Origin of the sequence: Thiomicrorhabdus chilensis DSM 12352 (genome assembly GCF_000483485.1) — a bacterium.
In the GTDB taxonomy this organism is placed as follows: domain Bacteria; phylum Pseudomonadota; class Gammaproteobacteria; order Thiomicrospirales; family Thiomicrospiraceae; genus Thiomicrorhabdus; species Thiomicrorhabdus chilensis.
The window spans coordinates 1,079,623-1,104,911 of record NZ_KI519609.1; the positions used below are offsets into that span (position 1 = coordinate 1,079,623).

The 25,289-nt window shown below is 48.0% G+C and carries 21 protein-coding genes and 1 pseudogene; 17 read left to right on the forward strand and 5 right to left on the reverse strand.

Annotation, left to right across the window (positions count from 1 at the left end):
* Nucleotides 1-54: 54 nt before the first annotated feature.
* Both trxA and B076_RS0105160 read right to left on the reverse strand, forming a co-directional pair.
* On the reverse strand, nt 55-423 hold the full coding sequence (gene trxA, locus B076_RS0105155) for a thioredoxin (protein WP_028486373.1): 369 nt from the start codon (nt 421-423) through the stop codon (nt 55-57).
* Nucleotides 424-458: 35 nt separating this feature from the next.
* Nucleotides 459-1,850, reverse strand: a complete 1,392-nt coding sequence (locus B076_RS0105160) for a class II fumarate hydratase (RefSeq protein ID WP_028486374.1) — start codon at nt 1,848-1,850, stop codon at nt 459-461.
* A 267-nt stretch (nt 1,851-2,117) separates the two neighbouring features.
* Between B076_RS0105160 and B076_RS0105165 the strand changes: the two genes are divergently transcribed.
* Together B076_RS0105165 and B076_RS0105170 are read left to right on the forward strand one after the other, a co-directional pair.
* Complete coding sequence (locus B076_RS0105165; RefSeq protein WP_028486375.1) at nt 2,118-4,112, forward strand: hybrid sensor histidine kinase/response regulator; 1,995 nt, start codon at nt 2,118-2,120, stop codon at nt 4,110-4,112.
* A gap of 56 nt (nt 4,113-4,168) precedes the next feature.
* Nucleotides 4,169-4,822: a response regulator gene (locus tag B076_RS0105170; protein ID WP_028486376.1), complete on the forward strand. Its 654-nt coding sequence runs from the start codon at nt 4,169-4,171 to the stop codon at nt 4,820-4,822.
* A gap of 113 nt (nt 4,823-4,935) precedes the next feature.
* On the opposite strand, the gene B076_RS12165 is transcribed toward B076_RS0105170, so the two are convergent.
* Nucleotides 4,936-5,676: a DUF5610 domain-containing protein gene (locus tag B076_RS12165; RefSeq protein WP_084205709.1), complete on the reverse strand. Its 741-nt coding sequence runs from the start codon at nt 5,674-5,676 to the stop codon at nt 4,936-4,938.
* Between the two features lie 282 nt (nt 5,677-5,958).
* Here B076_RS12165 and prfB point away from each other — a divergent pair.
* A protein-coding gene (prfB, locus tag B076_RS0105180) for a peptide chain release factor 2 (protein ID WP_096777356.1) occupies nt 5,959-7,054 on the forward strand; the annotation gives its coding sequence in 2 pieces (ribosomal slippage) (nt 5,959-6,030 and nt 6,032-7,054; 1,095 coding nt in all).
* Between the two features lie 104 nt (nt 7,055-7,158).
* Nucleotides 7,159-8,670 carry a lysine--tRNA ligase gene (gene lysS, locus B076_RS0105185; protein ID WP_028486378.1) on the forward strand — a complete coding sequence of 504 codons (1,512 nt, stop codon included), beginning with the start codon at nt 7,159-7,161 and terminating at the stop codon, nt 8,668-8,670.
* A gap of 153 nt (nt 8,671-8,823) precedes the next feature.
* Here lysS and ygfZ read toward each other — a convergent pair whose 3' ends face one another.
* Nucleotides 8,824-9,909 carry a CAF17-like 4Fe-4S cluster assembly/insertion protein YgfZ gene (ygfZ, locus tag B076_RS0105190; RefSeq protein ID WP_028486379.1) on the reverse strand — a complete coding sequence of 362 codons (1,086 nt, stop codon included), beginning with the start codon at nt 9,907-9,909 and terminating at the stop codon, nt 8,824-8,826.
* Nucleotides 9,910-10,144: 235 nt separating this feature from the next.
* On the opposite strand from ygfZ, the gene B076_RS0105195 reads away from it, so the two are divergent.
* The gene (locus tag B076_RS0105195; RefSeq protein WP_028486380.1) at nt 10,145-10,705 is read left to right on the forward strand and encodes a chemotaxis protein CheW; all 561 of its coding nucleotides are present in this window, start codon (nt 10,145-10,147) and stop codon (nt 10,703-10,705) included.
* 108 nt (nt 10,706-10,813) lie between these two features.
* Here B076_RS0105195 and nadB read toward each other — a convergent pair whose 3' ends face one another.
* On the reverse strand, nt 10,814-12,421 hold the full coding sequence (gene nadB, locus B076_RS0105200) for an L-aspartate oxidase (RefSeq protein ID WP_028486381.1): 1,608 nt from the start codon (nt 12,419-12,421) through the stop codon (nt 10,814-10,816).
* 113 nt (nt 12,422-12,534) lie between these two features.
* On the opposite strand from nadB, the gene B076_RS0105205 reads away from it, so the two are divergent.
* The 12 genes and pseudogenes from B076_RS0105205 to B076_RS0105260 all read left to right on the forward strand — a co-directional run bounded on the left by B076_RS0105205 (nt 12,535) and on the right by B076_RS0105260 (nt 25,250).
* Nucleotides 12,535-13,062 (forward strand): SoxR reducing system RseC family protein, encoded by a 528-nt coding sequence (locus tag B076_RS0105205; protein ID WP_028486382.1) that lies wholly within the window; start codon nt 12,535-12,537, stop codon nt 13,060-13,062.
* Nucleotides 13,063-13,154: 92 nt separating this feature from the next.
* Nucleotides 13,155-14,606 (forward strand): DegQ family serine endoprotease, encoded by a 1,452-nt coding sequence (locus tag B076_RS0105210; protein ID WP_038150803.1) that lies wholly within the window; start codon nt 13,155-13,157, stop codon nt 14,604-14,606.
* A 245-nt stretch (nt 14,607-14,851) separates the two neighbouring features.
* Complete coding sequence (gene lepA, locus B076_RS0105215; protein ID WP_028486384.1) at nt 14,852-16,660, forward strand: translation elongation factor 4; 1,809 nt, start codon at nt 14,852-14,854, stop codon at nt 16,658-16,660.
* On the forward strand, nt 16,660-17,430 hold the full coding sequence (lepB, locus tag B076_RS0105220; RefSeq protein ID WP_028486385.1) for a signal peptidase I: 771 nt from the start codon (nt 16,660-16,662) through the stop codon (nt 17,428-17,430). Before lepA ends, lepB begins: the two co-directional genes overlap by 1 nt.
* 1 nt (nt 17,431) lies before the next feature.
* Nucleotides 17,432-18,142: a ribonuclease III gene (rnc, locus tag B076_RS0105225; protein ID WP_051347188.1), complete on the forward strand. Its 711-nt coding sequence runs from the start codon at nt 17,432-17,434 to the stop codon at nt 18,140-18,142.
* 98 nt (nt 18,143-18,240) lie between these two features.
* Nucleotides 18,241-19,200, forward strand: a complete 960-nt coding sequence (gene era, locus B076_RS0105230; protein ID WP_028486387.1) for a GTPase Era — start codon at nt 18,241-18,243, stop codon at nt 19,198-19,200.
* A gap of 29 nt (nt 19,201-19,229) precedes the next feature.
* On the forward strand, nt 19,230-19,958 hold the full coding sequence (gene recO, locus B076_RS0105235; RefSeq protein ID WP_245566321.1) for a DNA repair protein RecO: 729 nt from the start codon (nt 19,230-19,232) through the stop codon (nt 19,956-19,958).
* A 60-nt stretch (nt 19,959-20,018) separates the two neighbouring features.
* Nucleotides 20,019-20,768, forward strand: a complete 750-nt coding sequence (gene pdxJ / locus B076_RS0105240; RefSeq protein WP_028486389.1) for a pyridoxine 5'-phosphate synthase — start codon at nt 20,019-20,021, stop codon at nt 20,766-20,768.
* 8 nt (nt 20,769-20,776) lie between these two features.
* Nucleotides 20,777-21,157, forward strand: coding sequence for a holo-ACP synthase (gene acpS / locus B076_RS0105245; protein ID WP_028486390.1), 381 nt, complete (start codon nt 20,777-20,779; stop codon nt 21,155-21,157).
* A 131-nt stretch (nt 21,158-21,288) separates the two neighbouring features.
* A complete protein-coding gene (locus B076_RS0105250) occupies nt 21,289-22,008 on the forward strand; it encodes a hypothetical protein (protein WP_028486391.1) in 720 nt (239 codons plus the stop codon).
* Between the two features lie 59 nt (nt 22,009-22,067).
* Nucleotides 22,068-22,982 (forward strand): bile acid:sodium symporter family protein, encoded by a 915-nt coding sequence (locus B076_RS0105255; protein ID WP_028486392.1) that lies wholly within the window; start codon nt 22,068-22,070, stop codon nt 22,980-22,982.
* A gap of 159 nt (nt 22,983-23,141) precedes the next feature.
* Nucleotides 23,142-25,250 (forward strand): annotated as a pseudogene (locus B076_RS0105260) (bifunctional diguanylate cyclase/phosphodiesterase).
* The last annotated feature ends 39 nt before the right edge of the window (nt 25,251-25,289 follow it).

A 25,289-nucleotide genomic window follows, 5' to 3' on the forward strand; every position in this document is an offset into this window, starting at 1 on the left:
GCTTCGTGAGTGTGTTGTGGAGAGCGGGTATTTCGCGACCGCTCCCCATTAATTTTATTGCTGCTGTTGGGCTTGTTCCAGGTCTTTATGAACCTGCTGCATGTCCAATTCTTTTAGTTGCTTGATGCCTTCTTCAAGCGCGCTCCCCGGAATGGCTCCCGGATTTGAGAAGACCACAATTTTTTCACGCATGAAGACCAGGGTTGGAATCGAACGAACCTGAAACATTCCGGCCAATTCTTGTTCTTCTTCTACGTTGACTTTGGCAAATACAATGTCAGGGTATTTTTCTGAGATTTCTTCAAATACCGGCCCGAATTGTTTACAAGGCCCACACCACTCGGCCCAGAAATCAAAAATGACGATTTCATTGTTGGTGATGGTTTCTTCAAATTGTGCAGTGGTTAGGTTAACGACGGCCATGCTAACGGGCTCCTTTTTGATGATAAGTTTGAATTTTAAACGGTTGGGTTGCCGCCTTGCGTCAATACCGCAGGATTCAGATATTGACGTAAAGTGGCTTCATCCAAGTCGGTCATTTCCAGCGCGACTTCTAAAACCGGGCGGCCACTTTGGTAGGCTTGTTTCGCAATGGCCGCGCCTTTTTCATAGCCTACCACGGTATTGAGTGCGGTGACCAGAATTGGATTGACATCCAGTGCTTGTTTTAGGTTTTCGGTATTGACGGTAAAGTCTTTGATTGCCAGATCAGCAAGCTGGACCGCAGCATTGGATGCGATTTCAATGCTCTGCAAGAGGTTGGCGGCAATCATCGGTAACATAACATTCAGTTGGAAATTACCGGATTGGCCGCCAATCGTAATCGCAGTATGATTGCCGATGATTTGAGCGGCAACCATGCAGACCGCTTCGGGAACGACCGGATTGACTTTTCCAGGCATGATGGAGCTGCCTGGCTGTAATGCGGGTAGCTGTATCTCCCCCAGACCCGCCAAAGGGCCGGAATTCATCCAACGTAGGTCATTGGCTATTTTCATGAAACTGCTTGCAAGGACATTTAACTGGCCGCTAAGCTCTACCGCTGTGTCTTGACTGCTCAAACCGACATAGAGGTTTTCCATCTGTTCAAACGGAATGGCGGTGATGGTCGACAGGTTGGCGGCGACAAGGCGCCCGAATTCGGCTTCAGCATTAATGCCCGTTCCGACTGCAGTGCCTCCTTGCGGGATTTTATGCAGGCGTTTTTGGGTGTCTTTGAGGCGCTGGATATTGTCAGTAATTTGAACCCGCCAACCGGACAGTTCTTGGCTCATTTTGATCGGAGTGGCATCCATTAAATGGGTTCGACCGGTTTTGATGATGTCAGCCAGCGACCTCTCTTTGTCTTCAATGACGTTCGCCAAATGCATTAAGGCCGGTAGAAGTTGCTCTTCAAGGGCAATGGATGCGGCCACATGAATGGTTGTTGGGATGACGTCGTTGGAGCTTTGGCTCATGTTAAGGTCGTCATTCGGATGAACCTCGATGCCGGTCAAGTTTTTGGCAAGTTGCGCCAAAACTTCATTGGCATTCATGTTGGTGCTGGTACCGGAGCCGGTCTGAAAGACATCAACCGGGAATTGATCGAGGTATTCCCCTTTGATAATCTTGTCGGCGGCGGTTTGGATGGCGTGAGCCTTATCTTCGTCAAGTAACTGCAGTTCACGGTTACTGTCTGAACAAGCGAATTTGACGTAGCATAAAGCTTTGATAAAGAGCGCCGGCATCGGTGTGCCACTGATGGGAAAATTATTGATGGCTCTTTGGGTTTGGGCTCCATAAAGAGCGCTTTGAGGTACTTCAAGCGACCCCATGCTGTCTTTTTCGATTCGAAATTGCTTGTTTGACATGTCTTTAGTTTTTGAAAGTTGAATTGAGAAAAAAATTCGCCGTTTTCAGGATGTTTGAAGGCATCGGCTTTTGAATATATTTCCTATTTTAGTCGATTGTGGCATCGCTTTGGCAGCTTAATGTGTAAAACTTATCCCTAAACTGGGTTCTTTTTTGAGATAAGATAAAATTTTTAAGAAAATAGACGGATGTGGGTTTGCGGTGAAAATCATTTTGAAAGCTGATTGTTTCCTACAAATTGTAGTCGGATTGAGAATTGGATTGGTATGAATATCGATAAACAGTCCTTCAACTCCTGGGTCATTGGTGAGGTTTTATGGTGGCGTTGCGAAGTGGGTTCGACTGACTTTGCCATTCAGTGCTCCTCGGCTTTGCAAAACCTGTTCGATCATTCCGTGCTGACCATGGATGACCTGGTAGGGAGCCATGACGCCGCTTTAATTCATCTTAAAATCAATGAAGTGCTGGAGTTTCCACAGCGTGATATTCGTTTTGTCTGCACCTTTGATACCAAACGTGGTGCGCTGTCATACCAGCACCGCTTAAAGGTTTTTGCGGAGCCAGGGAAAAAGTTCATATTTGCCGAGTGTATTGATGTGACTGAAATGGTTGCGCTGAGCAAAGAAATGGTCGATGCGCAGGGTCGTCTTTCCTTGACGCAAGTTTATGAAAGACAATCTTTTTTGGAAGAGCAAAATCGACTGATTCAGGAGTCTTATAACAAACAGTCACGTTTTTTGGCGCTATTGAGTCATGAATTACGATCCCCCTTGTTGGGCATCAACAGTATGGTCACGCATCTCAAACAATACTATGCGCAGGATCAATATCTGGCGGAACGCTTGCGGATAATCAACTTGACGTCAGAGCAAATGATGTTTCTGGTGAATGATATTTTGACTTACTCACAGACCGAGTACGATGCGATCTCTCTGCACCCTAGACGTTTTTCTCTGAATCAGACGTTTGATTACGTGAAGCAGTTAACCAAATCGATCGCCATTGATAAAGGTGTATTTGTCTCGCTGGTCTATCTTGGTGAGCGCGATTGGGTTTATGGAGACAGTATCCGTTTGTCGCAAATCCTGATCAATCTGATCGTGAATGGAATCAAGTTTACCAGACTGGGAGGTGTCTCGGTTGAGGTGCGCCAGGAAAGCGGTGATCGCTTTTCATTTATGGTGATGGATTCCGGTGAAGGAATCGAAGCTGAAAAACTTGAGAAGATATTTGATCCTTTTACGCAGTTCAAGACGGAGGGCGCCACACGTACCTTGGGTTCCGGTTTAGGTTTGTCGGTGGTGAAACAGTTGGTTGATTTGATGGGAGGGGAGATTTCGGTTTCCTCAACGCCAGGAGTTGGAACGACATTTATTTTCACTCTTGAGCTGCCTGCCGCCGAAACGGATTCTGATAAGTCAATGGATGGGAAGCAGCTTAAGGAGCAAACGGCAATTACAAAGCCCGATTATATTCGAGATGAACAGCCTTTAAGGGTTTTAGTGGTGGATGATTCGAAAATCAATCGGATGGTTTTGTCGGGATACCTGAAAGAGTTGGATTGCACCGTGGTTGAAGCCACCGATGGCCTGGAAGCATGGACTGAATTTCAAAAGCAGCCATTTGATTTTGTGTTTCTGGATATTCAAATGCCGCAGATGGACGGGTTTGAGGTGATGCAGCACATTCAACAGTGCAAGCAAGAAGGCAAAGTACCGAATCTTAGAGCGGTGTTTGCCGTGACAGCAGGTGGCGGGGAGGAGTTGATCCCTAAAGGTCAGACATTGCAGTCTCTTGGGTTTAAAAAATGGTTGGTAAAGCCAATCAGTAAATCTCAAGTTATCGAGTTGCTTACCGAGTCGCCTGCAAAATCGTCTCTCACGCAACAGAAAAAAATGGAAAAAAAGGATGAAGTCGATGAGGCTGAACTTAAAGTCGAGTTTGACGATATTCCGACTGCATTCCATGCCTTACTTAAGCCTTTTGTAGAGGAGTTTTCGCAAAATCTGAACGCATTGGAAAGTGCCATTGAGCAAGAGAGCTGGGATGAGGTAAAACTCTTGGCGCATTATATGAAAGGGAATTGTATGGTATTTCAATTGGTTGCTTGGGTTGAGGTGCTCAGAGAGGTTGAAAGCCTTGCTGACAGGGCGTGTCAGTTCGATGAAAGCAAAAAAATATTGCGTTTGAGGTTGAAAACTCTAGAAAAGGCATTAAAACACCTTGAGAATTTGCGGTTAATTCGCGATAATGCTGATTGAAGCGATTGATTCAAAATCGGGGGCGATGTTGTCCTATATACAGAGGTTAAGGTTCCATGACAAAAAAGATTACGATTTTATTGGCTGAAGATCACAGTTTGGTAAGAGCTGGATTCAAATCGATTCTTCAATCCGAAGAAGACTTCAGCATCGTCGGTGAAGCTGAAGATGGATTGGAATGTCTGGAATTGGTCAGAGCCAAGTCGCCAATGGTGGTGCTGTTGGACTTATCCATGCCTAAATTAAGTGGGTTGAATGCGATTTCTCACATTAAAAAGCGCTATGCGGATACCAAAATCATTGTCTTGACGGCAGCAGAAACCCCAAGTGTTTGGACCGAGGTTCTGGATTTAGGTGTGAATGGTATCGCCATGAAATCGGTTTCTCAAAAAGAACTGATCTCAGGGGTGCGCAAGGTGGTCAGTGGAGAAACCTTTATTCATTCGGAAATCCAGCCGATTTTGGATGCGGAACTCGACAAATTGTCAGCCAATAAGAAATTGTCGGTGCGTGAAAAGCAAGTCGTCAAATTGGTGGCGGAAGGTTATAAAACCAAAGAGATTGCCGAGATTCTTGAGATTAGTGATCGTACAGTCTCCAAACACCGTGAAAACCTGATGACCAAAATGGGTGTGACTTCCACAGCGGAAATTACCAATTACGCGAATGAATCCGGTTTAACGAAAGTCGGACTCGAAGAGATCGAATAACGTTCGAGTCAACGATTCAATTGGAAGTTTATAACGCGATTGATTAGGTTGTCGAGTACAGAAAAAGGGCCGAAAGGCCCTTTTTTATTGTATGAGATAATCCCGAGATGGGGCTATTCCATAAGGTTGTCGGTTTCCCTTTCGGCAGCATCGTCTGCAGTCTTGCTTTGAGTTTCACCGTCTGTTTCAGAGGTGTTCGTTGTTTCAGTTCCAGGGATTGAAGAGATGCCTAGAAAATCGTTTTTGAAGCGTTCCAAACCTTCCTGTACTTTCTGATATGTCAGGTCGACGGTCTCTTCAATATCACCTTCCAATACTTTTAAGTCCCCCAATACGTCTTTGGCTTGACTGAAACCTTGGGTGATTCCGCCACCAATCACATCCAGAAAACGGTTGATGAGCTCTTCACCTTCAAGCTCGGGATGAGCTTTCTGAAACCCGGCTAAAAATGCCGTACTGCCGTCAATGATGCGTTGAGCGGTATTTTCTGGCGTCCAGTATTCCATGCCGCCTTGGCTTTTCAACGTCTCTTGGCTGATGGGTTGAAATTCCATTTGTTCGAACTCTGCGCTTAAAATTTCGTTGAGTTTGTCAATCGCTTCCTGGAAGGTGATTTTCAGGGCGTTTTCCGGAGCACTACTTGAATCGCCAAACAGGTGTGCGACGATGCTTGCCTGATGCTGTTGACGAATAAAAGCGTGAGCATTGACAGCTTGCTGTGCCGCTTGCTCGGGCAATTCCGGCTGGCCATGAGTCCGTTTCCCTTGATTGTTAGGATTGGCCTGGTCTGTAACATTGCCACTGTTCTTTTGGTAAGCGTTCAGCATGCCGTTGTTGATTGATTGAATGGCCATCTGAATTTCCTTTATATACGTTTTGCTTTAAACCATAAAGCGCTATATTACGCTTTATAGGAGTTTATGGTTGTTGATCCTCACCAAGCCTAGCGGGCAGACATTCGGTTTCATCGATGTCTAAAAATGGCTTTGGATTTCAGCTTGTAGGAGATTTATCGGCAGACTCTCAGAACTCTTTAGTTGAAACTGCAATCGTTTGTTGATAAGCCCAAGCAAAAAGCGTTAAATTCTGGTATTATCCCGGTTTATTTTTTAACCTTACGAGAAAGGTCTAAATACATGGAATTAAACCCAATTTATAGTCGAATGGAAGACTACCAAGCACGTACCAGTGTGCTGAGGGGGTATCTTTGACTATGAAACCAAATCGGAGCGTTTAGTCGAGGTTTTACGCGAATTGGAAGATCCGGCGATTTGGAATCAGCCGGAAAAGGCGCAATCTTTAGGAAAAGAAAAATCGCAACTAGAGAATATTGTCGCGACCATTGATGAACTTGAAAGCGGTCTGGACTCCTGTAAAGAGCTGGTCGAATTGGCTGAAATGGAAGAAGATCATGAAATGATCGGCGAAGTCGAGACCGAACTTGAGAGTTTGGGAACCAAGCTGGAGAAACTCGAATTTCAGAGAATGTTTTCCGGTGAACTGGACGCCAACAACTGTTATGTTGAGATCCAGTCGGGATCCGGCGGAACCGAAGCCCAGGATTGGGCCAACATGTTATTGAGAATGTATTTGCGTTGGGCGGAATCGCATGGCTTTAAGGCGGAACTGTTGGAAGTGACCGATGGCGACGTAGCCGGTATTAAAGGGGCGACCATCCATGTTCAGGGTGATTACGCCTTTGGCTGGCTAAGAACAGAAACCGGGGTGCACCGTCTGGTTCGTAAATCGCCGTTTGATTCGGGCAATCGACGCCACACTTCCTTTGCTTCGGTATTCATTTCGCCGGAAATCGACGACAGTTTTGAAATTGACATCAATCCGGCAGATTTGCGCATTGATGTGTATCGCGCCAGCGGTGCCGGTGGACAGCATGTAAACAAAACCGAATCTGCGGTGCGTATCACACATTTGCCGACCAATACCGTGACCCAGTGTCAGAACGGCCGTTCGCAGCACCAGAACAAGGCTGAAGCGATGAAACAGCTGCGTGCTAAATTGTATGAACTGGAAATGCTGAGTCGCAATGCAGAAAAGCAGGCGATGGAAGAATCCAAGTCGGATATCGGCTGGGGAAGCCAGATTCGTTCTTATGTGTTGGATTCCGGACGCATCAAAGATTTGCGCACCGGCGTCGAAACCGGAAATACCACGGCGGTATTGGACGGCGATCTGGATCAGTTTATTGTCGCCAGTTTGAAAGCCGGTATTTAAGAGATTTAAGAAATTACAGAAAATTAACCAGGCCTGCTCATTTTGAAATGCGTTAAAAATGAAGCCGGTCGGGTTCCATTCAAGAATTGAAAGAGAGTGATCTAATGTCAGAAACACAAACCAACGTGCCTGAAGTCGATGAGCATAAAATCATTGCAGAGCGCCGTGCCAAACTGGACGCTTTGAGAAAAATCGGGCATTCCTATCCCAATACTTACCGACGTGAAGATAACGCCGTCGATTTGCATGCGCAATATGACGAGTTTAGCAAAGAAGCCTTGGCTGAAGCCGAGCCGGTTCGTGTCAAAGTAGCCGGACGCATGATGTTGCGCCGCATTATGGGGAAAGCCAGTTTCGCGACCTTGCAGGATCACACCGGACGTATTCAGGTCTATGTAACACGCGATGAGCTGCCGGAAGGTTTCTACAACGAGCAGTTCAAAAAGTGGGATCTGGGTGACATTGTCGGTGCAGAAGGCTATCTGTTTAAAACCAATACCGGAGAACTGTCGATTCATGTTGAGCACATCGAATTGATCACCAAATCGATTCGCCCATTGCCAGACAAGTTCCACGGTCTTCAGGACCAGGAAGTCAAATACCGTCAGCGTTACATCGATTTGATCGTCAACCAGGAGAGTCGTGAAACCTTTATGCTGCGTTCAAAGATTGTCCAGCATGTGCGTAACTTCTTGATCGAGAAAGGTTTTATGGAAGTTGAAACGCCGATGATGCATGTGATTCCTGGTGGTGCGACGGCCAAGCCATTCAACACCCATCACAATGCGCTCGACATGCCTCTGTATCTGCGTATTGCGCCGGAGTTGTATTTGAAGCGTTTGGTAGTGGGCGGTTTTGAAAAGGTGTTTGAAATCAACCGTTCTTTTCGTAATGAAGGGCTTTCAACGCGCCATAACCCGGAATTCACGATGGTTGAGTTCTACGCGGCTTACACCGATTATCATCAGTTGATGGATTATACCGAAGAGTTGTTGAAAGAGTTGGCTGAGTTGACCGTTGGTTCGACGCAGGTGCCTTATCAAGGGCAGGTATTTGATTTTGGTAAGCCGTTTGCACGTTTGACCATGAAAGACGCGATTTTGAAATACAACCCGTCCGCCAAAGTGGAGCAGTTGGACGATTTGGAATCGGCCCGCGAACTGGCTAAGTCGTTGAATGTTCATGTGGAAGAATCTTACGGTTTAGGTAAGATCATGACGGAAATTTTTGAAGAGACGGCGGAAGAGAAGTTGATGGATCCGACGTTCATCACCGAATATCCGGCGGAAGTTTCACCTTTGGCGCGCCGTAACGATGAAGACCCGTTCATTACCGACCGTTTCGAGTTGTTTATCGGTGGCCGCGAATTGGCTAACGGTTTCAACGAGTTGAACGATGCCGAAGACCAGGCGGAACGTTTCAAGGCTCAGGTTGAGGCTAAGGATGCCGGTGACGACGAAGCCATGCATTTTGACGAAGACTACATTACCGCACTCGAGCACGGGATGCCGCCGACCGCTGGGGAAGGGATTGGGATTGACCGATTGGTGATGCTCTTTACCGATAAGCCGACCATTCGCGATGTGCTCTTGTTCCCGCACATGCGTCCGGCGTAATCCAATACCGTTGTTTTGATATGAAAAACCCGCTGTAAAGCGGGTTTTTTTATGGGGGAGGGGTTTATGCCTGCAAGCGTTATTGGAAAATCGGCAGGCCTGTGTTCTTAACAGGCCTGCCGGTTTTGAAGTGGCAAAATAGAGTTAAAAACATTATTCGTCAGTCAGGCTGTAAGGCATGGGTTCGATGATGGCGGCTTTCCCAGATTCGGTCATCAAGTTGCCTTCGACGCTTTCCAAAGGCTTCAGGCTGGCCACCGCCAGACAGCGTGTGCCACTGAGCACATCCGGGTTGGCGCTGATCACGTCGAAACTATGGGTTTTGCCGGCGCTGTCCTTTAGCTTAAGCGTTTCACCCGCGGAAAGTGACAGTGCCTCTTCCAAGTGAAGACGCAGCATGCGTTTGGTGACTTTGCCACGGTAGTGAATGCGGGCGATGATTTCCTGTCCGGGAAAGCAACCTTTTTTGAAGTTGATGGCATTGAGTTTGTCCAGGTTCAGAAATTGCGCCATGAGGGTGCCACTGTTGGCACGGGTGATTTCGGGAATGCCTGCGGCGATATTCAATAGGCGCCAATCTTGTGAGTTGGTAAAGTCGCAGTTGTCGCGAAGTTTCAACCAGGCCTGCTGAATCTGATCGGCCGGGCCGAAGAGATCATATTTGTGGTAGGGTCCTGGAACCTTGACCACGCAAACCTGCTCCATGCCTTCCATTTCAACCAGTCCGGTTTCGTAAACTTCTTTGACTTTGGTGTTCAGGCGTCTTTGGATGTCCAAGTCGCCAAACTCGCCACCGTAACCGATGTGGACCAGATGATCATGGGCATCGGTTACTTGAACATCTGAGCGCAATACAAACATGCTCAGGCGTTTTTGAATGGCGGACTGCAGCGAGCCTTCAAAACTCAGATAGAAGTCATTTTGGTATTTGAAAATCAAGAATACCGCCAGTACATTGCCTTTCGGATCGCAGTATGAGGAAAGTTGTGCGTTCTGATCGGTTACTTCGGCTAGGTCGGCGGTCAACTGTCCTTGCAGAAAGTCAAAAGCATCGCTGCCGCTGACCTTTAGTAGCGCCTGCTCATTCAAGCTGGTGAGAACCGGGCCGTGTTTAATCAGATAACGTTCCACCTCGGCATGACCAAAGGTTACAATTTTGCCGTGTTCGTCCAATTGTGCACCTTGTTCCGTTAAAAAGGCCTGCCAGGATGTTTGGGTTGTTTCATTCAGATCGGTCATGGTTTATCCTTGCTATTTCGATGTGCTGAAATGATACCTTAGAGGCACTAATTCACAAAGTCTCAGGGTTAGATTAATGGAATAAGAAGTAATAAATAGACGCATTCAGGGAATTGCATTTGAATTTTATGGGGGAAGACAGTAGTATTTGAATTTTATTGCATTGTGCACATGGGGCGGTGACCGGCCATATTTGGGTGGCGGCATGGTTCCGTAGCTAACTGGAGACAAACTCGTGTCTGAAACGAAAAAAGATTTTTTGACGTTCCGTTTGGGAAAAGAAGAATATGCGGTTGAGATTCTTCGTGTTCAGGAAATAAGAGGTTGGGAGACGCCTTCTCCTTTGCCGAATGTGCCCAAATTTGTTAAAGGCGTGGTCGACTTGCGTGGCAGTGTTGTGCCAATCCTGGATCTGAGGGAGAAGTTTCACCTGAATGTCTCTTATGATGCGACGACCGTGGTCATTGTCGTGCATGTGTTTACCTCACAGGGCGAGCGCGTGGTTGGCCTGGTTGTGGATGCGGTCTCGGATGTGCAACAGTTTGATATGGCTTCTTTGCAACCGGCGCCGGATGTGGCGACTTCGATCGAGAATCAGTTCATTTTAGGCTTAACCACGCTGGTTGAGGAAGCGGATAAAAACCAGAATGAAGCTGGCACCCATGATCAGCAGGGTCGTGTTACCGGCAAAGGCAGCATGGTGATTCTGATTGATATTGATAAGTTGGCTTCCGATGGTTTGATTGAGCAGGTCGCCAACGCTCAAAATCATAATATGCCGACCGGCAATGGTTGAGGCAACTTGCCTTACTTGTCTTTAGTGGAAACCATCGTTTTCTTTGAATGAAGCTCGAATGAGATCAAAAAAGCCGGCGCTTAATGCGCCGGCTTTTTTGCATAGGCGCTATGGGCGTTTATCTTTTTTGGGTTTCAGGATGGTTGGCTTGGCTTTTTTCAGGGTGTTTGGATAATCCAGATTGTAGTGCAGGCCTCGGCTCTCTTTGCGTTTCTGGGCGCTTTTCACCATCAATTCCGATACCTGAGCCAGGTTGCGCAATTCCAGCAGGTCACTGTGCACGGTGTGTTCGTGATAATATTCATTGATTTCTTTCTGCAGGTTTTTAATGCGTTGGCGGGCTCTCTGCAAGCGCTTGTTGGTACGCACTATGCCGACATAGTCCCACATGACGCGGCGTAACTCGTCCCAGTCATGCGCGACCAATATTTTCTCTTGGGGATCGGTAACATGACTGCTGTCCCATGGTTTTGGGGCTTCAGTATTGTTGATCTCTTTGTGGTAGCCATCTTCAATGCTCTGTTTTGCCATCTCCGCAAACACTAAGCCTTCCACTAATGAGTTACTGGCCAGGCGGTTGGCACCGTGCAGCCCGGTGCAGGCCGTTTCACCAATGGCGTATAAGCCTTCAAGATCGGTTTGGCCGTGCAGGTCGGTGGCGACCCCTCCACAGGTATAGTGTGCGGCGGGTACGACCGGAATTTGTTGTTTGCGGATATCAATCCCGACTTTGAGGCAACGTTCATAGATGGTTGGGAAGTGTTCCAGAATGAATTCTGGTGATTTGTGCGTGATATCGAGATAAACGCAATCTAGACCGTGTTTTTTCATCTCCTGGTCGATGGCGCGGGCGACAATGTCCCGGGGAGCCAAATCCTTTCTGGAGTCATATTTTTTCATAAAGGCTGTGCCATTGGGCAGGCGCAAGATGCCGCCTTCGCCGCGCACGGCCTCGCTGATCAGGAAGGAGCGGTCATTGGGATGGAATAGGCAAGTCGGATGGAACTGATTGAATTCCATGTTCTCCACTGAGCAGCCGGCGCGCCAGGCCATGGCGATGCCATCACCGGTTGAGGTGTCCGGATTGCTGGTGTAAAGATAAGCCTTGCTGGCGCCGCCGGTAGCCAGAACCGTAAAGTCTGCCCAGATGTCATACACCGTGTTTTCCAGTTTGTTGAGTACGTAGGCGCCAATGCATCGAGAGCGCTGCCGATTGAGGATCAGGTCAATCGAGATGTGTTCGGGAAGCAGCGTGATATTGGAGTGTTGTTCAACCTTTTTGATGAGTGTTTCAGTAAGGGAAAGACCTGTATGATCGGCGGCATGAATCACTCTGCGGTGGCTGTGACCGCCTTCTTTGGTCAGGTGGAATGGATAGGTGCACTGCTCTCCTTCGCAACGGCTGAAAGGTACACCCATTTCAATCAATTCTTTAATGGAACCGGCGGCGTGGCTGGCTACCAATTCAACCGCCTTGGGATCGCACAGCCCGGCACCGGCTTCATCAGTGTCGTGGATGTGAGATTCAATACTGTCAAAGGGGTCCAGTACGGCGGCAATGCCGCCTTGTGCATAATGGGTGCTGCCTTCAGATAAAGAGGCTTTGGCGAGGACAGTCACATGGTGGTTTTTTGCCAGTTTCAAGGCAATGGACAGTCCGGCTATGCCGCTGCCAATCACTAAAATGTCTGTTTTTAGGCTTTTTGAACTGGTCACTCGATTCCCTTTGGATTGTGGTGGGGCTTGAAGCTAACGGACTCATCGTGAAAGTCGTTTGGCGTTTTAATAAGAGTTTATTGTCCCCATGAACGGATGACTATTATAGAGAAATGCCGGGTTTAAGCGAAAGTTTTGTGTTAGTTTATGAATTTGATTTTATCAGTTTACAGGATGTGTTGAGTGCCATGGAAAACAATTTATTGACGAGTCAGGGTGTGGTGGTGGAACTTGATGGGGCGTTTGCTCTGGTGGATGTTCAGCGCCAAACCGGCTGTGGGGGATGTCAATCGCAAGCGGGGTGTGGAACCGCGACCTTGTCAAAGTTGTTTTCGCCAAACCGGTCGGCCCCGGTTAGGGTGCTGAATACGCTCGACGCACAAGTGGGAGACAGGGTGGTGGTGAGCCTGGATGAGTCACAGGTGGTTAGGCAAGCCTTTATGGCTTATGGCTTGCCATTAATCGGTCTGTTTTTGGTGGCCATTGTCTTGAAATTTATGGCACAAACCCTATTTAGTATGACAGCGCTTCAACTCGATCTGGTTGCGATTTTAGGAGGTGCAGCCGGACTGGTATTGGGGTGGGGCCTTACGAGAAAGCTGTATCAGCCAAGTTTGCCGGTTCTAACCGAGAAACTTTAGTCACGCAGTTAGGCTTCAAGGCTTTTGTCAGGATTTTAAATTGGATTCTTGCTAGGATGAAAACTCCTTGGAATGACGATAAGGTGAAAAAAATGAAAAGAGTGTCTTTTATTGCCTGGGTAATGGCCGGCGTCGTGTTTATGGTTCAGGCGCCTTTTGCCATGTCCAGTAATGTTGAGCCGGCTGATAAAGCCAGTGCCCAGTATTATGGTCTGCCGGATTTCAGTAAGCTGGCTGAAGAGAATAGCCCGGTGGTCGTGAATATCAGTACCACCAAAAAGATCCAACGCGCCAAGCATCCGCAATTTCAGGGGATGCCGGAAGAGTTGTTGCGTTATTTCTTTGGCATTCCCGGGTTTGGAATGAAAGAGCCGCCTTCGGGTGGCCAGCCAGTTCCTGAGCAGGAGGTGCATTCTTTGGGTTCGGGCTTTATCATCAGTGAAGACGGCTATATCCTCACCAATAATCACGTGGTTGATGGGGCCGATGATATTGTGGTTCGCATGCGCGACCGCAAGGAGTTGAAAGCCCAAATTATTGGAACCGATCCACGAACCGATGTGGCGCTGTTGAAGATTGATGCTGAAGACTTGCCTACCGCAAAAATCGGTTCGTCAAAAGACCTTAAAGTCGGTCAGTGGGTATTGGCGATTGGAGAACCTTTTGGCCTTGACTACACCGTGACACATGGAATCGTCAGCGCAATCGGCCGTTCTTTGCCGGATGACACCTATGTTCCGTTTATCCAAACCGATGTGTCGATCAACCCCGGAAATTCCGGCGGTCCTTTGTTTAACCTGGCAGGGGAAGTGGTCGGGGTCAATGCCCAAATTTTCAGTAAGAGTGGTGGCTCCATGGGGCTGTCCTTCTCGATTCCGATCGACATCGCCATGAATGTCGCCGAGCAGTTGAAAGACAGTGGCAAGGTTGCACGCGGCTTTTTAGGTGTCCAAGTTCAAGAGGTCACCAGTGACCTATCCAAATCCTTCGGTTTGGATTCGCCAAAAGGAGCTTTGGTGGGGCAGACCTTCCCGGATACGCCAGCCGAAAAAGCCGGAATTCGTGCCGGTGACATCATTTTGAAATTTAATGGCCAAGCCGTGAATAAGTCGGCAGATTTGCCGCCTTTGGTTGGGGTGGCGAAAATCAACCAGCCGATCAAGGTACTGCTTTTGCGTCAAGGTAAGGAGATTACCTTAACCGTTAAATTGACCGATTTGGATAAGGCAGAACAGTTGAGTTCGGAAGAAGCCGGTGCCAGCAAAAATGATCGTTTGGGTGCAATGGTGGAGGCCTTAAGCAAAGAGGAGCTGGAAGCATTAAACTTGCCGTTTGGTGTCAAGGTGCTGTCGGTTCGCGACGGTGCGGCACGTAAGGCGGGCATCTTGCCGGGGGATATTATCGTCACCATTGACTTCCAACCGGTCAAAAACGTGGATGCGTTGCGTAAGATTCTCCAGCAGGCTCCTGCGGGCAGATCGCTTCCGGTGAGAGTGGTGCGTAATAAACGCTCGCTGTTTTTGCCGTTGGTATTGGGCAAATGATGCAAAAGTCATAAAAGTGCTGCAGGCGGTTCAAATCGGTGATTTATCTCTGCGTTTTGAGTGAAATTATCGTAAAATACCACGCAATTAGATTTTGAACCGTACTCTATGCCGATTTACATTTTTTTAAATACATTTGGCGCATAGGGAATAAGGGGCTATTGGCCCCTTTTTTTGTAGCGAAATAAGGTGCCAAATACTTTAATATTAAGTGGATAGAGCGCGTTGTTACTGTTGGAGCTTAAATGTCAGACGCATTAAAATTGATTCGAAACTTTTCAATTATTGCCCATATCGACCATGGTAAATCGACCATTGCGGATCGGTTTATTCACCTTTGCGGCGGTTTGACCGATCGTGAAATGGCCGCACAGGTACTCGACTCAATGGATCTTGAGCGTGAGCGAGGCATCACCATCAAGGCACAAAGTGTAACCCTGAACTACAAAGCTAAAGACGGCAATACCTATCAGCTTAATTTCATTGATACGCCGGGCCACGTGGATTTTTCCTATGAGGTTTCGCGCTCATTGGCGGCATGTGAGGGTGCGCTATTGGTCGTGGATGCTTCTCAGGGGGTTGAAGCTCAGACGGTTGCCAACTGTTACACGGCAATCGAGCAAGGACTTGAGGTACTGGTGGTGCTTAACAAGATTGACTTGCCCGCAGCCGATCCTGATCGTGTCATTGAAGAGGTCGAAGAGATCATTGGCATCGAAGCCATGGATGCGGTGCGAGCCAGTGCCAAAGCCGGTATCGGCATAGAAGAGACGCTTGAGGACATTGTCAGCAAGATTCCACCGCCGCAAGGTGATCCAGAGGCGCCATTAAAAGCTTTGATCATAGATTCCTGGTTTGATAATTATCTCGGTGTGGTCTCTCTGGTACGTGTAATTGACGGTAAGATCGGCAAGAAAACCAAAATGAAAGTGATGTCCACCAAAGAAGAGTATTTGGTGGATGATGTGGGGATTTTTACGCCTAAACGCACCTCCAAACCGTTTTTGTCGGCTGGTGAAGTGGGCTATGTGATTTCCGGTATCAAGGACATTGATGGCGCACCGGTTGGGGATACCCTGGCGGATGCCGCCAGGCCGAATGTGGAAGCCTTGCCAGGGTTTAAGCCTGTGCAGCCACGGGTATTTGCAGGCCTGTTCCCAATCAGTTCCGAAAATTATGAAGACTTGCGCGAAGCCTTGCGCAAGTTGCGCTTGAATGACGCCGCCTTGCATTTTGAACCGGAAACCTCGGAAGCTTTGGGCTTTGGTTTCCGTTGCGGTTTCTTGGGCATGCTGCACATGGAAATCATCCAGGAACGTCTTGAACGTGAGTACAATCTGGATTTAATCACCACAGCACCGACGGTTGTCTATGAGTTGTTGACCAAAAAAGGCGATATTATCAAGATCGATAATCCATCCGAATTGCCTGATCCGAGTATTATCGATGAAATTCGCGAGCCGATTATTCAGGCCAATATTCTGGTGCCGCAGGAGTATGTTGGGGCGGTGATGAAGCTGTGTATTGAAAAGCGTGGCGTGCAAAAAGACATGCAGTATTCCGGTGGCCAAGTCTCCATTAATTACGAATTGCCTTTGAATGAAGTGGTACTGGATTTCTTTGACCGTCTTAAGTCGTGCAGTCGAGGTTATGCCTCAATGGATTACGAGTTCAAGCGTTTCCAGGCGGATGACTTGGTGAGAATGGACTTCCTGATTAACGGTGAAGCAGTGGACGCTTTGGCGGTGATTGTACACCGTAATTTTGCCGTTCAGCGCGGCAAGGTCATTATTGAAAAGTTACGCGAAGTGATTCCGCGGCAGATGTTTGATGTGGCGATTCAGGCCGCGATTGGCGCCAAAGTGATTGGCCGCACCAATGTGAAAGCGCTGCGTAAAAACGTAACGGCTAAGTGTTACGGTGGTGATGTGTCGCGTAAGAAAAAATTATTGCAAAAACAGAAAGAAGGTAAAAAGCGCATGAAGTCGATCGGCAGCGTGGATCTACCTCAAGAGGCTTTCTTAGCCATCTTGGATACTGGAGGGGAGTCTTAATGAGTTTTGAACTGATATTGGTCATCGTTACGGCGGTGACAGGCGTGATTGCCTATGTGGATCGTTTGGTCTGGCGACCGAAACGTGAAAAGGCTCTGGCAACTGAGAAGGAACCGATTCTGATTGAATATGCGCGCTCGCTTTTTCCAGTTTTCCTGGTGGTTTTAATCCTGCGTTCGTTTGTCATTGAGCCTTTCAGAATCCCTTCCGGTTCTATGTATCCGACTTTGGAAATCGGTGACTTCATTGCCGTCAGCAAGTTCTCTTACGGCATCAAACTGCCGGTGACTCAGACTAAAATTATTCCAGTGGGGGAGCCGGAGCGTGGCGATGTGGTGGTGTTTAGCTATCCTAAAGACCCAGAGGTTGACTACATCAAACGTATCGTCGGCTTACCTGGCGATAAGATTTCCTATATCGGCCGCATTGTATTTGTTAACGATAAGCCGATTGGTCAGCAGGTCAAAGGGGTGTATCTGGGCAATGATTCCGGTGCGGTGATGAACGGTGCCGACCTGGTCAGCGAAACCATGGACAACGACCATCGTTATGATATTTTATTGGATATGGATAAAATCAGCCGGGATATGGATACCATTACCGTGCCGGAAGGTCATTATTTTGTCATGGGCGATAACCGTGACCACAGTAATGACAGTCGTTTCTGGGGCTTTGTGCCTGAAAGAAACCTAAAAGGCAAGGCGTTTGGTATTTGGATGAACTGGGATAACGGCATTCATTTGAATCGACTTGGCAAAGGGATTGAGTAACATGAAAGACCGAGCTGTCTCATTGAGTGTGGAACGTCAGGCAAAACTCAAGCAGTTATCGAAAAAACTGGGGTATGAGTTTAATAATATCCAGTTTCTGCAACGAGCTTTGACCCATCGTAGCATGGGCGCCAAAAACAATGAGCGTTTGGAGTTTCTTGGGGACAGCTTGGTCAACTTTATGATTGCCGATGTCTTGTTCCATCAATTTAGCAAATTGCCGGAAGGCGATATGAGCCGTGTCAGGGCGCATCTGGTCAAGGGTGAAACTCTGGCCGTGATCGGCAAGGAATATGCGCTGAGCGACTATTTGGTGCTGGGGCCAGGAGAGTTGAAAAGTGGCGGTTATCGTCGCAACTCAATCATTGCCGATACGGTGGAAGCCATTATTGCTGCGGTTTATGAAGATGGCGGTTTGGAAAAATGCCGTGAACTGGTAAACCGTTTTTATGAAAAACGTCTGCAGGAATTGGATCCGACCAAGGTCGGGAAAGACCCTAAAACCCGTTTGCAGGAGTGGCTGCAGTCGCGCCAGGAACCGCTACCTGAATACAGCATCATCAGTGTCAATGGGGCTGCGCATGCACAGGATTTTACCGTGTCGTGTTATGTGGCCAAATTAAACACCAAATTTGAAGCCACCGCCTCCAGCCGCCGTAAGGCCGAACAGAAGGCGGCTGAAACCGCTTTAGCTGCGCTGGATGGTTTGTAAAGTTTGATTGCATGGTGTTCAAACCACCAATTTGCACAATGCCGTTTTTACAGACTGTTTGTTGTGCATCCCACTATAGATTTTAAAAAGGCTTTTGAATGGATCTTTCGGACTTAAATCACAATTCAGATCACTCTCAGGAATCTGCCTCAACCGACTTTCAATCGGGCTTTGCTGCGGTTATTGGACGTCCCAATGTCGGCAAATCCACCATCATGAACGAATTGTTGGGCCAAAAATTAAGCATCACCTCGCACAAACCGCAAACCACACGTCACCGCATTCATGGCATTCACACAACCGACCATTATCAGATTGTCTATGTGGACACGCCGGGCATGCATCTGGGAGGCCAGAAAAGCATCAACGAATACATGAACCGCACCGCCAGCAGTGCGTTTGCGGATGTGGATGTAATTCTGTTTGTGGTGGAAGCCGGACGCTGGAGTCAGGAAGACCAGGCCGTGGCGAATAAACTCAAAGGTCTGGATGTTCCGGTCGTCGTCATCGTAAACAAGGTGGATAAGTTCAAAAACAAAGAGGAACTGTTTCCGTTTATTCAGGAGGTGTCGGAAAAGGTTGAGATGACGACGCTGATTCCGGTTTCTGCCTATAAGAAAAGCGGCCTGGATCTGATTGTAAATGAAGTGCTGAAACACATTCCGAAGCAACCGGCGATTTTTCCGGAAGACGAGATTACCGATCGCTCCACGCGCTTTCTGGCCTCGGAAATTATTCGTGAAAAACTCATGCGTACCTTGGGCGAAGAGGTGCCTTACGGCGCGACCGTGGAAATCGAAGAGTTCAAATACGATGAACAGGAAGGCCGTTGGGTGATTCACGCCTTGATTTTGGTGGAGCGTCCCGGGCAGAAGAAAATCGTCATTGGGAATAAAGGCGAACTCATCAAAAAAATGGGCACCCAGGCGCGTAAGGACTTGATTGCGCTGATGGAGGCTCGTGTGCATTTGGAGTTATGGGTCAAGGTCAAGGAAAATTGGTCTGACGATGCACGCGCTTTGGCCAGTTTGGGTTATAACGACGATTACAGTCGTTAAACCATTTGTTTAAAACTCTTGGCGAATAGATGATGGAGATTTCGCAGCCGGCTTATCTGTTGCACAGTCGACCTTATCGGGAAACCAGCATCCTCGCGACCCTATTGACACCTGAATACGGCAAGGTCAATGCGGTGATTCGGGGCGTGCGTAGCTCGTCCCGTAAGGGCAAAACCCAAAAGGGTGCCATTTTGCAGCCGTTTCAAAAAGTGTTGTTTGAATGGCGAGAAAAGCCTAACCGGGCTTCGGATCTGATCTCGATTCGTGCGTTTGAAGCGATGCATCTGCGCTTTCCGCTTGAAGGTGAAAGCAGTTTCTGCGGCCTTTATCTCAACGAGTTGTTATATCGACTGCTCTATGGTGGGGTGTCGGTCGATGCACTGTTTTCAGAATATGAGCAGGCCTTGTTTGCGTTATTAAAAACCCAAACCCGAAATGAACAGGCCTGGGTCTTGCGACAGTTTGAGTTCCAATTATTGGAATCGCTGGGGCTGAATTTGAACTGTGAAATGGATGCCCATAATCAGACGATTATCGCGGAACGTGACTACCATTTTTATCCGGAGATTGGAGCCGTTCCCGCCGAACAAGAGAGTGCCGGGGGGAGTGGGGTATTGATTTCGGGTGCCTGTCTGCAACGGCTGGTGAACAAAGAGTATTGTGAACCTTGCCTTTTGGTTTGGAAACGCCTGTTACGTCAGGTTTTAAGTCTTTATTTGGGGAATAAACCCATTTTGGCACGTCAGCTTTTTAAGTGATCTGAAGCGTGTCTGTTTTCTACGTTATTTTCATGGTTTGACTGTTTTCGGGAGAGTGTTATGTCGCCAATTTTTTTAGGGTTAAATATTGATCATGTCGCCACCTTAAGGCAAGCTCGGGGCACTCGTTACCCGGATCCGATCAAGGCGGCATTGGATGCCGAGATGGCGGGCGCCAATAGCATTACGTTGCATTTGCGCGAAGACCGTCGCCACATTCAGGATGAGGATGTCGCCAAGATTTCGGCCATGCGCCAGACCAAAGTGAACCTGGAAATGGCCGCCACACAAGAGATGGTTGATATCGCTTGCCGTTACGAGCCGGAAGATGTGTGTTTGGTGCCTGAAAAACGTGAAGAGCTGACCACCGAAGGCGGGCTCGATGTGGCCGGACAGAAAGTCTGGTTGACTCAAGTCTGCAGCACACTCGCCGAAGCCGGATGCCGTGTTTCGCTGTTTATCGATCCTGACGAGACTCAGATTGAAGCGGCCAAAGAGGTCGGAGCGCCGGTGATTGAACTGCACACCGGAACCTATGCGGAATTGGAAAAACCGGCCGAGGTGGCGGCGGAACTTGAGCGCATTCGTCACGCGGCCGAATACGCCACCCGACTCGGTTTGGTGGTCAATGCCGGGCATGGCCTGCATTACCACAATGTGCAGGCGATTGCCGCCATTAAAGAGATTGAAGAGCTCAATATCGGCCATGCCATCATCGCACAGGCGGTTTTCTCTGGCTTGCCGAATGCGGTTTCCGAAATGAGACGCTTGATGGTCGAAGCGCGTCAGCAAGCCTACATGAACGATTAGGTTTGGGTATGATTGTCGGCATCGGCACCGATATTGTGGATGTGGATCGCATCGCCAAGGTCTACCAGCGCCAGGGTGAAGCTTTTGCACGGCGTTTGCTGTCCGAGCAGGAGTGGGCACGTTTTTCAGTGCACTCTTTTCCGGAGCGTTATCTGGCAAAACGTTGGGCGCTCAAGGAAGCGGTTTCCAAAGCCTTGGGCACCGGCATTGCTCAAGGGGTCTCTTTTCATGACATGACCATTAAAAACGCCCCAAGCGGCCAACCTTATTTGGAGCTCGACGGGGTCGCGCGGCTCAAGGCCGAACACCTGGGCATCACCCATTGGCAGATCAGTGTCAGTGACGAGAAAACCCATGCGGTGGCGTTTGTGGTTGCGGAAAGTCGCTAGAGTCTAGTAAGCCACAGGGTTGAAAGTGATGGATTTGAACTTCACATCTCGATATCTTATCCAAGGCTTGATTTACACCTTTTTAATCCCCATTTTTAAACGACCGAATTACTTGATGAATGGAAAGTTAAATGAATAAAAGTCTGATCACCAATATTCTGGCAGGCCTGCTGCTTTTGCTGGGTCTGATTTTGTCAAACAGTATGCTTTTTTGGACAGGCCTGTTCGCTTTGTCTGGGGCTTTGACAAACTGGCTGGCGATTTACATGCTGTTTGAGAAGGTTCCAGGGCTTTATGGTTCCGGTGTCATTCCAAACCGGTTCGAAGCTTTCAAAAGCGCCATTCGTGACTTGATGATGCAGCAGTTTTTCAATCAGCAAAACATTGACCGTTTTGTGAGCGGGCAACCACCGTTGCATACCCAGCTCAAACTGGCTCCGGTGATTGAGAAGGTCGACCTGACGCCGGCCTATGACAAGCTGGTTCAGGTCATTATGGACTCTTCGTTTGGCAGCATGCTGGGTATGTTTGGCGGCGCCAATGCCCTGAATCCTTTGAAAGAGCCGTTTATCAGCAACATGAAAAGCGCTCTGATCGAAATGACCGAGGAGGAAAAGTTCCTCAAGCTGCTTCAGGACGAGATAGACCAACCCAATGTGATGGCGGACATTCAAGCCAAAATCGAAGAGATCATTGAGGCGCGACTGGCGGAATTGACGCCGCAATTGGTGAAGCAGATGGTGCAACAGATGATTCAACAACATCTAGGTTGGCTGGTTGTTTGGGGCGGCATATTTGGCGGTCTGATCGGTTTGCTTTCCGCATGGGGCTCGCTTTATGTGGCCTTTTAAAACGGCTCTGAAAACCAGCAGGCCTGCCTGTTTTTTCACAATGCCTTTCTGGCGCTAATATGACGCAGCGACTGACGATTCTTTTTCCTTTGTGGGCGTTGCTGGCCTCATTGGTGGCGTTTTACTTCCCGGCTTTTTTCATCGACTTGAAAAGCTGGATTGTGCCCTTGCTCATGCTGGTAATGCTTGGCATGGGCTTTGTGCTGCGTTGGCAGGATTTTCAGGGCGTATTGCGCTTAAAAAAGGCGGTGAGCTTAGGCATGCTGATTCAGTTTACGGTGATGCCGCTGGCGGCGTTTGTGCTGGCCCAGTTGTTTGGGTTGTCTGAGGATTTGACCATCGGTCTGATGTTGGTCGGAGCGACGGCAGGCGGCACCGCCTCCAATGTCATGACCTATCTGGCGAACGGCAATGTGGCCTTGTCGGTGAGCATGACCTTGGTTTCCACTCTGGCGGCGGTCGTGGCTCTGCCGTTTTTGACATGGTTGTATTTAGGCCAAACCGTGGAGGTGCCGGTCACCGCGATGATGGGCAATTTAGTTCAGCTAATTGTGGTGCCGGTTGTCTTGGGCATGTTGCTGGGCCATGCTTTGAGTGAAAAACTGTCTTTTCTGGATAAGGTTTTTCCGATTTTTTCGATGATGGCGATCGTATTGATTGTCGCTATCGTTGTGGCGCTTAATCACAGCAACCTAAGCGGTCTGGCTATAAGTCTGATCGTCGTCATTATGTTGCATAATGTGATCGGATTAGGCAGCGCTTATTTTATCAGTCGGCGCTTGGGGTACGATACCGTGATTTCACGCACCTTAGCCATTGAGGTGGGCATGCAGAATTCGGGTTTGAGCGTTGCGCTGGCGTTGCAATATTTTTCCGCACTGAGTGCGCTTCCAGGGGCGTTGTTTAGTGTCTGGCATAACCTGTCCGGCGCGCTTTTTGCCAGTTATTGGCAATATCGCCGGGACAAGGTTTGAGTTTTACCATCAATGTACAAAACAAAACCCTGAACGATAAGTGGTTTTTATGCGTACCCTCTTAGCCTGTATGAGCTTACCCTTTCGTTTTTGTTATGATGTCTAAAAATTACGTAAAAATATGTTATCAATTTGAGTTGATTTGGTGAATTTCGGATTATGAATATAGATTCTAATGTAAACACGGATGATGGTTTTAGCTTATTAAAGCGTATCCTGGAGGCGCTGCCTGATGGTGTGTTTACCTTGAATCATGAACTGACCATCACTTATGTCAACCCTGCCTTTTGCCAACTGATGGGATTCGAGCCGGCGGAGTTGATCGGCCATGAAATCACCGAATATCTGGGCGACCTGAGTATTCTGTCGGCGTGCCATGAAGAGGTGTTTGCGACCGGTTCCTGCCGCGATCAAGAAACCACTTTCAGGCGTAAAGACGGCTCTTTGGTGAATATCTCAAAGAATGTGCAGATGATGACGGATGAGCATGGCCAGCCTTTTATCATCGTCAGTGTGCGTGACTTGACTCAGGTGCATGAACTCAATAAGCAGTTGGCGAAATCCGCCGAGCAACTTGAGCAGTATAATCAAAATTTATCAGACAGAGTATTGCAACGCACCCAGCGTCTTAACGAACAGATGGCGTTTTTGAGCAGTTATAAGAAAGCCTTGGATGCGAGCAGTTTGGTGAGTATCTGCACTCCGGATCAGCAGATGACGCAGGTCAATGAGGCGCTGTGCCAACGTTCCGGCTATTCGGCGGCTGAATTGGTGGGGCAGGACTGTTCGTATCTGTGGACCGAGGAATACAAAGCATTATTGCCAGCCGTTTTGGACTGCGTGCTAAATGGAGATGTCTGGAAAGGGCAGGTTTCGGCCAAAAGCAAACAAGGGGAAGTGTTTTATATCGAGGCCTGCATTGTGCCTATTACCGATGAAGCCGGTTTGGTTCGAGAGTTGGTGAATATCAGTTACGACATCACTCCGTTGATCGAATCCAGAGAGTCCATGCTCCATCGTCTTCATCACGATGCGTTGACCGAACTGCCGAACCGAACCAAGTTGTTGTCCGACACGGAAGAGTCCGTCAATCCTAAATGGATTGCACTGTTCAATATCGACAGCTTCAACGAAATCAATGCCTTTTACGGGGTTGAGGTGGCCGATAAACTTCTACAAGCGATCGCCGTGCGATTGAGTCAATTGATTATCGAGTTGCCCGCTCAGATCTATAAATTGCCGGTGGATGAATATGCGCTGGTCATTCATAAGAACTGGGAACAAAAAGAGTTTGAACAGTTTATTAATTTGTTGATAGAACAGGTTTCCGAACAGGGCGTGTTGGTAGAAGGTGCGAATATTAATGTCACCATGACGGCGGGTCTGGCCTCTTCGGACAAGATTGATGAATTGGCCAAGGATGTCGTCATCGCCGCCGACATGGCGCTTAAAATGGCCAAGAAGCGCCAGAAACCATTTATCTTTTATGACCCGCAGATGAATATCAAACAAGGGTATGAACAGAACCTGAACTGGATACAGCGATTGCGCAGTGCCATGGATGAAGATCGACTGGTGCCTTTTTATCAGCCGATTGTGAATACACAGACTTTGAAAGTCGAACGATACGAATGTCTGGTGCGCATTATTGAAAAAGACGGGAGTGTGATTTCCCCGTTCCATTTCTTGGAGGTGGCCAAAAAGCTCAAGCTTTATCCATCATTGACCAAACGTATGATTGAAAAGTCGTTTGCCAAATTTGCGAATCAACCGTTGCATTTTTCCATCAATCTGTCGATTGAAGACATTGTCGACCCTGCCATGAGTGCGTGGCTGTTGAAGAAAGTACAGGCCTGTGAATTTTCAGAAAGAGTCATTTTTGAAATTGTAGAATCCGAAGGCATACAAAACTATGATGTGGTCAACCGTTTCATCCAAGAAGTGAAACGTTACGGCGTGCAAATTGCCATTGATGATTTTGGCGCCGGTTATTCAAACTTTGCCTATATTATGCGCCTGGATGTCGATTTTATTAAGATTGACGGTTCCATTATTCGTGATATCCATCAAAACTGATCTTCCCAAGTTATTACCGAGACCATTCTCGACTTTTCCAAAAAGCTGAACATTCAAACTGTGGCCGAGTTTGTTGCCGATGAAGCGGTCTATGACTATGTCAAGAATTTGCAAGTAGATTGCCTGCAAGGTTATTTGTTCGGTGAACCCCGATCTGAACTTCTGCCTGACGATCATCAAGTATCAGCCTAGCATTCCGTTTTGACTGATTAGATTTTTTCTGCAAAAAAC